General features: G+C 48.7%; 13 protein-coding genes. 7 read left to right on the top strand and 6 right to left on the bottom strand.

Annotation, left to right across the window (positions count from 1 at the left end; all coding sequences use genetic code 11):
* Positions 1 to 87 precede the first annotated feature (87 nt).
* The 3 genes from fusA to rpsL are packed head-to-tail and all read right to left on the bottom strand — an operon-like array spanning position 88 to position 3,047.
* Positions 88 to 2,184, bottom strand: coding sequence for an elongation factor G (gene fusA / locus V4534_07280; GenBank protein MES2504662.1), 2,097 nt, complete (start codon positions 2,182 to 2,184; stop codon positions 88 to 90).
* Between the two features lie 9 nt (positions 2,185 to 2,193).
* On the bottom strand, positions 2,194 to 2,664 hold the full coding sequence (gene rpsG, locus V4534_07275) for a 30S ribosomal protein S7 (protein MES2504661.1): 471 nt from the start codon (positions 2,662 to 2,664) through the stop codon (positions 2,194 to 2,196).
* A gap of 11 nt (positions 2,665 to 2,675) precedes the next feature.
* Positions 2,676 to 3,047 carry a 30S ribosomal protein S12 gene (gene rpsL, locus V4534_07270; GenBank protein ID MES2504660.1) on the bottom strand — a complete coding sequence of 124 codons (372 nt, stop codon included), beginning with the start codon at positions 3,045 to 3,047 and terminating at the stop codon, positions 2,676 to 2,678.
* A gap of 81 nt (positions 3,048 to 3,128) precedes the next feature.
* Between rpsL and V4534_07265 the strand changes: the two genes are divergently transcribed.
* The 6 genes from V4534_07265 to V4534_07240 all read left to right on the top strand — a co-directional run bounded on the left by V4534_07265 (position 3,129) and on the right by V4534_07240 (position 6,465).
* Complete coding sequence (locus tag V4534_07265) at positions 3,129 to 3,350, top strand: (2Fe-2S)-binding protein (GenBank protein ID MES2504659.1); 222 nt, start codon at positions 3,129 to 3,131, stop codon at positions 3,348 to 3,350.
* Complete coding sequence (bfr, locus tag V4534_07260; protein ID MES2504658.1) at positions 3,322 to 3,798, top strand: bacterioferritin; 477 nt, start codon at positions 3,322 to 3,324, stop codon at positions 3,796 to 3,798. The genes V4534_07265 and bfr overlap by 29 nt, the downstream gene beginning before the upstream one ends.
* Positions 3,799 to 3,877: 79 nt before the next feature.
* A complete protein-coding gene (locus V4534_07255; protein ID MES2504657.1) occupies positions 3,878 to 4,456 on the top strand; it encodes a DUF4360 domain-containing protein in 579 nt (192 codons plus the stop codon).
* A gap of 166 nt (positions 4,457 to 4,622) precedes the next feature.
* Complete coding sequence (locus V4534_07250; GenBank protein MES2504656.1) at positions 4,623 to 5,198, top strand: DUF4360 domain-containing protein; 576 nt, start codon at positions 4,623 to 4,625, stop codon at positions 5,196 to 5,198.
* Positions 5,199 to 5,329: 131 nt separating this feature from the next.
* Positions 5,330 to 5,914: a DUF4360 domain-containing protein gene (locus V4534_07245; GenBank protein MES2504655.1), complete on the top strand. Its 585-nt coding sequence runs from the start codon at positions 5,330 to 5,332 to the stop codon at positions 5,912 to 5,914.
* A gap of 125 nt (positions 5,915 to 6,039) precedes the next feature.
* The gene (locus tag V4534_07240; protein MES2504654.1) at positions 6,040 to 6,465 is read left to right on the top strand and encodes an OmpA family protein; all 426 of its coding nucleotides are present in this window, start codon (positions 6,040 to 6,042) and stop codon (positions 6,463 to 6,465) included.
* A 1-nt stretch (position 6,466) separates the two neighbouring features.
* Here the strand turns inward: V4534_07240 and V4534_07235 are convergent, their stop codons facing one another.
* A complete protein-coding gene (locus V4534_07235) occupies positions 6,467 to 8,125 on the bottom strand; it encodes a TIGR04551 family protein (protein MES2504653.1) in 1,659 nt (552 codons plus the stop codon).
* 85 nt (positions 8,126 to 8,210) lie between these two features.
* On the opposite strand from V4534_07235, the gene V4534_07230 reads away from it, so the two are divergent.
* Positions 8,211 to 8,909 carry a sigma-70 family RNA polymerase sigma factor gene (locus V4534_07230; GenBank protein ID MES2504652.1) on the top strand — a complete coding sequence of 233 codons (699 nt, stop codon included), beginning with the start codon at positions 8,211 to 8,213 and terminating at the stop codon, positions 8,907 to 8,909.
* Between the two features lie 17 nt (positions 8,910 to 8,926).
* Here V4534_07230 and V4534_07225 read toward each other — a convergent pair whose 3' ends face one another.
* Complete coding sequence (locus V4534_07225) at positions 8,927 to 9,805, bottom strand: serine hydrolase domain-containing protein (GenBank protein ID MES2504651.1); 879 nt, start codon at positions 9,803 to 9,805, stop codon at positions 8,927 to 8,929.
* On the bottom strand, positions 9,775 to 10,635 hold the full coding sequence (locus tag V4534_07220; GenBank protein ID MES2504650.1) for an LD-carboxypeptidase: 861 nt from the start codon (positions 10,633 to 10,635) through the stop codon (positions 9,775 to 9,777). The genes V4534_07225 and V4534_07220 overlap by 31 nt, the downstream gene beginning before the upstream one ends.

The raw sequence follows: 10,635 nt of genomic DNA, 5'->3' as shown, positions 1-10,635 counted from the left end.
CGATGGTCCCAATATTTACGTGGGGTTTATCGCGGGTAAACTTCTCTTTTGACATCCGAATCTCTCCTTAAAAACTAATCAAAAATTTCATGCACCAGTAGCTTTGGCTACGATCTCGTTTGCTATATTATTTGGCACTTGTTCGTAGTGGCTAAATTCCATCGTATAGGTAGCGCGACCTTGGGTTCTTGACCGTAGATCATTGGCATATCCAAACATTTCCGCAAGGGGGACATTGGATTCCACGATCTTCATTCCGCTGCGATCACTCATACCCGTGATACGTCCGCGGCGGCTGTTCAAGTCACCAATCACATCGCCCATCCAATCTTCCGGCACAATCACTTCAGCCTTCATAATCGGCTCAAGGATGATCGGAGCGGCTTTTTTAGTACCATCTTTGAAGGCCATCGAAGCAGCGATTTTAAACGCCATTTCGTTAGAGTCCACATCATGGTAGCTACCATCAAATACTGTATACTTGATATCAACCACTGGATAGCCGGCTTGAATACCGGAAGTCAGCGCTTCTTCAGCACCCTTCTTAATAGCCGGAACGAATTCCTTAGGAATGCTACCACCAGAAATTTCATTAATAAATTCAAAGCCCTTACCGGTTTCATTTGGCTCAATGCGAACCCAAACGTGACCGTACTGACCTTTACCACCGGACTGCTTGATGTACTTGCCTTCTTGTTCGACTTTCTTGGTGATCGTTTCACGGTAAGCAACCTGCGGCTTACCAACGTTCGCTTCTACCTGAAACTCGCGTTTTAGACGATCAACAATAATCTCAAGATGCAATTCACCCATACCAGCGATGGTTGTTTGAGCAGTTTCTTCATCCACACTGAGGCGCAAAGACGGATCTTCGGCACTCAAACGAGACAAGCCGATGCCCATCTTTTCTTGATCTGCTTTGGTCTTGGGTTCAATCGCAAGCTTAATAACCGCTGGCGGAACTTCCAAAGACTCCAAGATGATCGGGTGTTCAGGATTACAAAGGGTATCACCGGTCGTGGCTTCCACGCCAATCGCAGCCGCAATACCACCTGTACCGATCTCTTCAATATCTTCACGCTTGTCTGCGAACATACGCACCAAACGTCCGATTCGGGTCTTTCTGCCAGAACGCATGTTTACGATGGTGTCGCCTTTTGAAAGCACGCCCGAGTAAACACGAATAAAGGTCAACTGACCGTATTTATCGTTAATAATTTTGAATGCCAAAGCAGCCAAAGGCTCTTTATCATCGACTTTTCGGCTCGCGACTTCACCGTTTTCAAGTTTGCCTTGGACCGGAGGAATGTCGAGCGGAGAAGGAAGGAGATCAACCACGCAATCCAGCATGAATTGAACGCCCTTGTTCTTAAATGCAGAACCGCAAAGGGTTGCCACAAACTTACCAGCGAGTGTTCCAGCACGCAAAGCGCGGATCACGTCAGCTTCAGTAACATCATGACCTTCTAAATATTTTTCAGCGAAAGCATCATCTGCATCAGCGCAGTCTTCCATCAGCTTTTCGCGGTATTCATTGGCTTGAGCTTGGTATTCAGCTGGGATGTCCAGAATATCATAGCTCGCACCCAAATCGTCATTATGCCAAATCAAGGCTTTCATGCGAATGAGATCGATAATACCTACGAAGCTTGCTTCAGCACCGATCGGCAAGGAGATCACTGCCGGTCTTGCCTTTAGACGATCCTTGATCATGTCTACGCAACGGAAGAAGTTAGCGCCGGTACGGTCCAACTTATTCACAAAGCACATGCGCGGAACGCCGTAACGATCTGCCTGGCGCCAAACGGTTTCAGACTGAGGCTCAACACCCGCTACGCCGTCAAACACAGTAACGGCACCATCGAGTACGCGCATGGAGCGCTCTACTTCGATCGTGAAGTCCACGTGGCCTGGTGTATCAATAATGTTAATCCGGTATGGCGGAGATTTAAGATCTTCGCGGCGTTGCCATTGGCACGTTACCGCAGCAGAAGTAATCGTAATTCCTCGTTCGCGTTCTTGAGCCATATAATCGGTGGTTGCAGCCCCATCATGGACCTCACCGATCTTGTGACTCATTCCTGTGTAATACAGAATGCGCTCAGTGGTGGTCGTCTTGCCCGCATCAATGTGAGCAACAATACCAATATTTCGAATACGTTCTAAAGGGATATCTCGTGCCATGTTTTTTTATTACCAGCGATAGTGAGCGAATGCTTTATTGGCTTCTGCCATACGATGGGTATCATCACGCTTTTTAACAGCGCCACCGCGGCCTGCGGCTGCTTCGATGATTTCCGCAGCAAGAGAATCACGCATGGTGCGCTCGCCTCTGGCAGCAGAATAGTCCCTTAGCCACCTAAAGGCCAAGGCAACACGACGCTCTGGACGCACTTCCACAGGGACTTGATAGTTCGCACCACCGACGCGGCGAGATCTAACTTCAACCTGAGGCTTGACGTTTTCCAGGGCTTTCTTAAATACTTTGATCGGGTCTTCTTGGGTCTTCTCACCGATGGTATCAAAAGCACCATAAATGATGCTTTCGGCTACGGCTTTCTTGCCACCGATCATAACCACGTTAACAAATTTGCTAACCAAACGATCCCCAAATTTAGGATCAGGATGAATCACACGTTTCGGAACTTCACGACGTCTTGGCATAGTTATTTACCCTACTTACCTTTCTTGGTTCCGTATTTAGAACGGCTTTGCTTACGATTGCTGACGCCCACTGAATCAAGCGCACCACGCACAATGTGATAACGAACACCTGGTAAATCCTTGACTCGACCGCCACGGATAAGCACCACAGAGTGTTCCTGCAAATTATGGCCTTCACCAGGGATGTAAGTGGTTACTTCCATACCGTTGGTTAGGCGCACACGAGCAACTTTTCTCAAAGCCGAGTTCGGCTTTTTAGGAGTCGTTGTATATACACGAGTACACACACCGCGCTTTTGTGGGCATTCTTCCAAGTGTGGAGCGTTTGAGCGCTCTTTGACTTTTTCGCGTCCTTTCCGGACAAGCTGATTAATCGTGGGCATAAGCCGGGCACTATAGAGATCGTTTTTTAACTTTGTCAATGGAGCCTCAGCCAAAAAGGCCTAAAATGATCAATAAAGACTATGATAGTTTGCCTTTGCTCAGGATCCTCAGAAAGTGAGATTATTTGCCATATCCAAAATGGCGCTTATACCCTTGAATTAATACAGGAAGCTTGCGGTGCCGGAGGCGGTTGTCAGAGCTGTCATTTAGAGATTTCTTCTTTACTTGCCGATGAAAAATCGTGTGCTATGACCAGGGGCGCAGGAGCCCCGCATGAAAAAGAACAATTCGCCAATTATTGACCTATTAAACGAGGTTTTAACGGCTGAGTTAACCGCCATTAACCAGTATTTCCTGCACGCAGAGCTCTGTGAGCACTGGGGATACACCAAACTGTATCAATTTACGCGCAAGCAATCGATCGATGAAATGAAGCATGCAGAGCAGCTGATCGAACGTATTCTCTTTTTAGATGGTCTGCCTAACATCCAGCGCTTAGGCAAAATAAGTGTTGGAGAAACAGTTCCGGAGCAGTTTAAGGCTGATTTGAAGTTAGAGACCGAAGCTGTTGATAGGCTTAAACCAGGGATCGAACTCTGCAGAGCACAGCATGATCCCATTAGCGCAGTGTTACTGGAGTCCATTTTGGCATCCGAAGAAGCCCATGTGGATTTTTTGGGCAAGCAGCTTGATCTGATCGCTGCCGTTGGTGAGGCCAATTATCTGGCTCAACAGATCATAGTCGGTTAATCGACCGATTCCAAAGATATAGCCTCCCGGAAAGAACCTTGCAGACCTTAATACATGATGAGGGTCTTCAAGGGAGACTATGAAAAACGTTCTTTTTTCTTTGGCTATTGCCGTACTTTCACTACCCAGCTTTGCTGATGACATCCGCTTAGGCTTTCCTGCTTACAATGGAACCGGATGCCCCAATGGATCAGCTTCCGTGGCACTTTCACCGGATGCTAAATCGCTAAGCATCTTGTTTGGAAGCTTCATGGTGCAAGCAGGCCCAGGTCGTCCGATGGATCGCAAGAACTGTGATATTGCTGTACCCGTGCATGTTCCAAACGGCCTGAGCGTCTCGGTTATCGCGATCGATTATCGTGGTTTCAACAGCCTACCGGCAGGAACACGATCACAGTTCAATGCTGAATACTTCTTCGCTGGAACCAGAGGCCCAGCGTATTCAAAAGTTTTCATGGGTCCAACAGCTGATAACTATTTGCTGCGTAACAACTTGACTGCAACCGCTACCAGCTTCTCACCATGCGGACAAGACGTGAACCTACGCGCCACCACCAGCATGTTCGTTCAATCAAACGGCGCAGACGCGATGGCTACTGTAGATAGCGCTGACATCAAAGCCGGCCTAGTATACTCGCTATCATGGAGACGCTGCTAAGCAGCCCTGTCACCCCGGGCTTGACCCCGGGGTCCAGCCCAGGACGACAACATTCCTAGGGTGATCTTCCGATTCGCTCCTCGCCACCAAATTCTAAAACATCCCTAGACATCTTGAAGCTTCTTGCACGGTGCAACGATCATTCGAGCTGTTTCGGGGTTTACTCATGAAAAAAATATTATTGTCGTTGGCAATCACAGTGCTAGCGTTGCCAAGTTTTGCAGATGACATTCGTCTAGGATTCCCAGCTTATAACGGCTCGGGTTGCCCAGCGGGAACAGCTTCGGCTGCTCTCAGCCCAGATGCTAAATCTTTAAGCATCTTGTTCGGAAGCTTTATGGCTCAAGCCGGTCCAGGGCACACACTTGATCGCAAAAACTGCGATATCGCCGTGCCAGTGCATGTACCAAACGGCCTGAGCGTTTCAGTTATCACCGTTGACTACCGTGGATTCAACAGCCTTCCAGCTGGTGCCATGGCTCAATTCAACGCTGAATACTTCTTTGCAGGATCAGCAGGTCCAAGATACTCCAGAAACTTTGTTGGCCCTTTGGCAAGCAACTACTTGCTTAGAAACAACCTGATCGCTACCGCTTTGACCTGGTCACCTTGCGGTCAAGACGTGAACTTGCGCGCTGCAACCAGCGTATTCGTTCGTAGCAATACAGACGCATTCACCACTGTAGACAGCGCTGATCTTCATGCAGGTCTGATCTACACCCTGCAATGGCGCCGCTGCTAAGCAAATGACAGGCGCGTCCTAGGATACTCTTCGGATGCGCCTACCTTAGGCTACGGCCTAAAATCACCGCGCAACGCTTCAAGATCTCTGCACTTAAGCAAAATTTCTCATGAAGCTTGCTCGGGTGATTCATGAAAAAAGTACTACTTACCTTGGCGATCGCCGCCCTATCCCTACCCAGTTTTGCCGACGACATCAGGCTCGGATTTCCAGCCTACAACGGCTCAGGTTGCCCAACGGGATCTGCGTCTGTCGTTTTAAGTCCGGATTCGAAATCTTTAAGCGTCCTGTTTAGCAGCTTCACCATCGAAGCAGGCGGCAGCACCGGTCATACTTTGCAAAGAAAAAACTGTGATCTGGCGATTCCTGTGCTTGTTCCACAAGGCATCAGCTTGTCGATCTTGAGTGTTGACTATCGCGGGTTCAACGCGCTCCCTGCAGGCGGCATGTCGCAGTTTAACGCCGAATACTTCTTCGCTGGATCAACCGGTCCAACTTACGTTAAGACTTTTGACGGTCCAGCAACCGGCAATTATATTATCCGAAATAACTTACCTATTAGCGCAATCGTCTGGTCACCTTGTGGCGCAGACGTGAACCTTCGCACGACGGCCAGCATGTTTGTACGCTCAAACGGTGCCTACGCGCTATCTACCGTCGACAGCGCCGATCTACGCGCTGGCCTGATCTATCAACTCCAATGGAGAAGGTGCTAAAACTTCCTCTTGTATAACGCTGGATCCCGGGTCAAGCCCGGGATGACACAGGAGCTATGCGCCTGTGTCAAATATCTTCCGCAATCAAATTTTCCAGGCGTATAGTTTTTTTTAGGAGGACAAACATGAAATCATTTCCAATCGTCATGCTACTTTTAATTGCGGGGTGCCAACACGCCAGTCAAGCGCTAAGCCCTAAAGTAATTCCATCAGCCGGCTGTCCCCGAATGGTATCTGTGTATTTCAACGACAGCTCAGACAAATTAACCCAGGACGATAAAAAGGTCCTTGATGTTTTTGCGGCCTGCTATCCAGCCCACCCACATAGAAAAGTAAAAATTGCCGGAAACACGGACGGCCTTGGCTCGCCCGAAAGTAACTTAAGCCTAAGCACCCACCGTGCCGAAACTGTATTCAAGTATTTAAGCAAAAAGGGCGTCAATGAAGCCAACATGACCGCGATTGCCAATGCCAGCACGCACCCTGTTGCCCCTGACGACAACTCTGCCGGCCGTCTTCAAAACCGCCGGGTCGATGTTTCTCTGGAATAGCTTAAAATTCAATACCGGCGAATATCTGAAATGCTGTAGCAACTTTGGCCGTGCCAAAATCTTGCTGCAGCTTAATGCTATTAAGCTCGCTATGATTAAAGCCTGAAAACGGCACCAAAAGGCCAAACTGACCCATGGCGTAGATGCCCTGCTCCGATCTGTAATATACGGATGCATCGAACTCCAACCCCAACAAATGGCTTTGACCCGGAGTAGACTCGGCAAAATTGGTAAACGAAGAAACCACATCCAGCCGCGCACCAAACGCTTTGGTAAAATCATAAGCAATATGAGGCTTTAAATAGAAAGCATCGGTAATGGTTCCAATAATCTCTCTAAATAAAATCAAATCGATTCGATAATCGGGATTGAATCTAAAGTTGTTGATGCTGGTATCGCTACCACCAAATTGCGGGCCATCTGCCGCACCCTTTTGAAAATTCTTATTTAGACCAGGCCTTGCACCCATACCAGGCGCTGAATCTCCTGAAGCCCACCCTGCGTCCAAACCAACGCCAAGCTTATCACTCATAAATCCATAGCGAGATTTCAAGGCAACACCGGCTTGCAAAATTGTTAGCGCATCACTTCTGCCAGAACCATCGAGCCACAATCCCTTCGAGTTGCCAATCTTTCCGGCAATACCCACCGCTTCCGCTTCGATATGAAGTTTTTCCACATAGTAATCAGCCCATAACGATAAAAATCCAGCATTCGAATTTCGCTGCTGGAGAGGCTGCCCAGCAGGCACGCCGGCAGAGTCATTCACTTGGAAGCGATATGAGCCCGACAAACCATAATTAAACACTGGGCGCCCGTCAGCAAGCAAAGCCTTAACATCTGCCGGCTTATCTTTCTGAGCAATGTTCAACATGAAAGTGTAAGCATCATCCGTTGGATCTAAATTATAACGCTGGCCCCATTCATTTGATTGAAACGGTTCCCCATTATCACCTGCTGATCCCATTCCTCCGCCGCGTTGGGTTTGACCCACATACGACACAAAAAATCCAGGCATGACATAATGCCCAAACGCCTGAGTGATAAACATCACGCCGTCTACGTTATCGCCGTAATCATTGGTAATGTGATTGCCGGAGTTATACAAAACGCCCATACCCCAGTTCAACGGCATCCGCCCGAAACGAATTTCACCGGCCGGCGTATCAATCTCGGCCCAAGCGCGTTTGACGGTCAACATCCCAGGTTCCGGATACTGCGTGGCCGTTAAAAAAGTGTATGGGTAACTGGCACTCTTATAAAGCCCGGCTGCCGATCCTAAAACCATGTTGTCCAAAATATCAACCTGGCCCTTGATCCGAATATCTTCGGTCACATTCAATGTCGGATCAAGCCGAAGACGCAAATTCGCTCCGAACAAAGTGTGCGGTCGATCAGCCGCATTTTTATCGGCATATTCAGGATCATTATAAGCGTAAGGCACAGGGCAACCTGACGTCCCTGATCCAGCCGTTGATCCAGTACCCATCAGATTCTGCGGGATAAAAGTGCCCAGATCGCAGCGACTCATAAAGTCCATACGCGTTCTAAAATACCCGTTTAACTCTAAAAAATTAAGCTTCGGCGAGGTTTCCTGTACCCAATCTTCAGCAAATAGAAGGGTACCCAGAAGACTAAGAACAATAAAAAGTCGTGCCATAAGCCCCGGCGATTAACGTTCCACGCAACCTTTGTCAAATCGGAGCGAAACTCTCTTTGAACCGCACAAAACAAGGAGTTTGCAGATGCTACGCGATCCGCAATTGCTACAATCATATCGAATGGGCGAAGAAACCGCATTTTTGGCACTTTACGAAAAGTACGCCACTTCACTTCGCCGATTTCTACAAAGTGGATTTAACTTTTCCAGCCAGGGAAAAATGTGTCGCTTCCGCGGAACCGACTCAAGCCTGGATGCCGAATCGTTGGTCCAAGAAACCTTCGCTAGAGCGTTCGCCAAAACGACGCGCGAAAATTACGATGGGATCAGACCGTTTCAGACCTATCTATTTTCCATCGCGAAAAACTTGGTCCTGCGTGAGAGTCTGCAAAGAGATCGCATGATTTCATCCGAATTCATTGACGAAGCCGAAAGCTCCGAAGGGGCTTTCAGCGGCGGCATCGAAAGCGAGCTCTGCCTAAATCCAGAAAAACATGCGGAAAACGAACAGCTCAAAAAGATCATGCAAACCTTTATCGACGGCTTAGGTGCTGAAGAAAAAAGCTTTTTCAGAGAGCGCTTCGCCAGAGGTCTAACCCAAGAAAACACCGCCGAAAAAATGGGCACCACCAGAGCGCGCATTAAGCTTTTAGAAAAAAACATGCGCAAAGAATTTTTAGAAATGCTGCGCAAACACGGCTATTTAGTAAACTACACCCCAAACCCAAGATGGAAGCGCGACGCCGGCTCCCTCATGGAAGAAAGCCGCCGAGTAGCCTACTAAGTCACCTGGATCCCGGGTCAAGCCCGGGATGACAGACAGCGGTGGAATTGCCGGCGGATTTCCAGCAATTCATCTTTTTTTTGCCCTTCATCCAACCGACGCAGCAATAGAATATAAACCGCCCCATCAACTGGATCAATCCAAAGACTTGTACCCGTAAATCCCAAATGCCCAACGGCTTGCTCAGACAACACACCCCCGCCGGATCCTTCGGGGCTAGCTTTATCAAATCCAAGCCCTCTAGACCCAGGAAATCTGGCAAAGCGATAGATCATCTCTTCAAACTCAGATTCCGGATTCTTCAGACATTTCAAAATATGCTTAGCTTCGTCAAGCACCGCATCCAAAGTCCCAAAAAGCCCAGCATGCCCAGCCACCCCGCCCAGCGCTCTGCAATTTGCGTCGTTAACGGGCACCGGCCCATGAAAATGCACTGCCTCATGCGCATATAAATGATCCAGTTTCTGGCCAAGCCTTTGCTCTAGCAAGTCCCCAAGCGCCATAAATCCGATGTCCGAATAAACAGTAACAATCCCAGGTTTTTCCGTGGGCTCCACAGCTAAAACATCAGCGATACTATGAATTTCACGCCAAGCCGGCAGCCCACTTCGATGCGCCAACAGGTGTTCAACCGTCACGCCAGGCCAAGCGGGCCAAGGCGTTTCCTGTAAATCCAACTTCTGCTCAACGACCGCCCCGGCCGCTAGGTAAGTTGTACACAAGATTTTCGTCAGCGAAGCCAAGTCATATTCAAGCTTGGGATCAGAAACCCCCGCATGAGCCTCAACCAGATGCCCCATTTGGTAAACTGCACCAGCAGCGCGGTCTGTAAAACCCCGAGCCACCACACTTTCAAGAAAACTTTCTAAAACAGCTCTTCGAGGATCTGTAGACATGCCGAGCCCTCCGTGGTTTGAATTCGCGCCTGCACCCCAACAGGTACTGGCCAGTTGGGCGATTGATGCCCCATCGGAAAGCCCGTAAAGCATGGTATGCCTAAATCAGCGCACCGCTCCAAAAACACCTGTTCTGGCCTGTCGCCACATTCGGTCAAATAGCCAACAACAATGGCGACCACGCCTTTCAGCGCGCCGCTTGCCCAAAGTTGTGTGAACATGCGATCCAACTTATAAACAGGCTCGTTCACATCTTCTAAAATCAAAATGCAGCCTTCAAGCTTAGGCATAGACTCCGTGCCCACCAGAGCGGTCAACACCGCCAAATTTGCCGCCAGCAAAATGCCTTCGAGATTGCCGCTTTCAATTGAAGCGTCGAATTTAGGATACTTAATTTGTTTAGCCTGCCCCGCTAAAATTAGATCCAGTGCCTGCAAACTTTCGTCAGATTCTGCTTCCAGTTTCTCAACACATCGCGCGTGCAAGCTTTTTGCTTTATACCGACTCCAAAGGTGCATCAGCAAAGCAGACGTATCGGAAAAGCCAACCGCTACCGGGAATTTAGCCACGCCCGACAAGTCCAAGTCAGGCAACAAGCGTGTCAAACCGTAACCGCCCCGAACTGCCCAAACCAAATCCGCCTTACTTTTAAGTGCATTAGTAAGTTCAGCTAAACGTTCCACATCCGACCCATTTAAATAGCCACGTACCGATTCACGCGCCTTAGGCTCAAACATAAATTCATGGCCGCGACTTTTTAAAACCTGAGCACCAGCTTCATAACGCTCTGCAATAAAAGGGCTGGAAACAGCCATCGGAAGAATTTTCAT

The organism is Myxococcota bacterium, assembly GCA_040387835.1.
In the GTDB taxonomy this organism is placed as follows: Bacteria; Myxococcota; UBA727; order UBA727; family JABDBI01; genus JAZKCZ01.
The sequence above is the reverse complement of the archived record's forward strand: the minus strand, read 5'-3'. Positions and strand labels throughout refer to the sequence as shown.

Excerpts from the sequence above, each read along its gene's own strand:
- fusA (MES2504662.1), bottom strand. The coding sequence starts at position 2,184 with ATGGCACGAGATATCCCTTTAGAACGTATTCGAAATATTGGTATTGTT.
- rpsG (MES2504661.1), bottom strand. The coding sequence starts at position 2,664 with ATGCCAAGACGTCGTGAAGTTCCGAAACGTGTGATTCATCCTGATCCT.
- rpsL (MES2504660.1), bottom strand. The coding sequence starts at position 3,047 with ATGCCCACGATTAATCAGCTTGTCCGGAAAGGACGCGAAAAAGTCAAA.
- V4534_07265 (MES2504659.1), top strand. The coding sequence starts at position 3,129 with ATGATAGTTTGCCTTTGCTCAGGATCCTCAGAAAGTGAGATTATTTGC.
- bfr (MES2504658.1), top strand. The coding sequence starts at position 3,322 with ATGAAAAAGAACAATTCGCCAATTATTGACCTATTAAACGAGGTTTTA.
- V4534_07255 (MES2504657.1), top strand. The coding sequence starts at position 3,878 with ATGAAAAACGTTCTTTTTTCTTTGGCTATTGCCGTACTTTCACTACCC.
- V4534_07250 (MES2504656.1), top strand. The coding sequence starts at position 4,623 with ATGAAAAAAATATTATTGTCGTTGGCAATCACAGTGCTAGCGTTGCCA.
- V4534_07245 (MES2504655.1), top strand. The coding sequence starts at position 5,330 with ATGAAAAAAGTACTACTTACCTTGGCGATCGCCGCCCTATCCCTACCC.
- V4534_07240 (MES2504654.1), top strand. The coding sequence starts at position 6,040 with ATGAAATCATTTCCAATCGTCATGCTACTTTTAATTGCGGGGTGCCAA.
- V4534_07235 (MES2504653.1), bottom strand. The coding sequence starts at position 8,125 with ATGGCACGACTTTTTATTGTTCTTAGTCTTCTGGGTACCCTTCTATTT.
- V4534_07230 (MES2504652.1), top strand. The coding sequence starts at position 8,211 with ATGCTACGCGATCCGCAATTGCTACAATCATATCGAATGGGCGAAGAA.
- V4534_07225 (MES2504651.1), bottom strand. The coding sequence starts at position 9,805 with ATGTCTACAGATCCTCGAAGAGCTGTTTTAGAAAGTTTTCTTGAAAGT.
- V4534_07220 (MES2504650.1), bottom strand. The coding sequence starts at position 10,635 with ATGAAAATTCTTCCGATGGCTGTTTCCAGCCCTTTTATTGCAGAGCGT.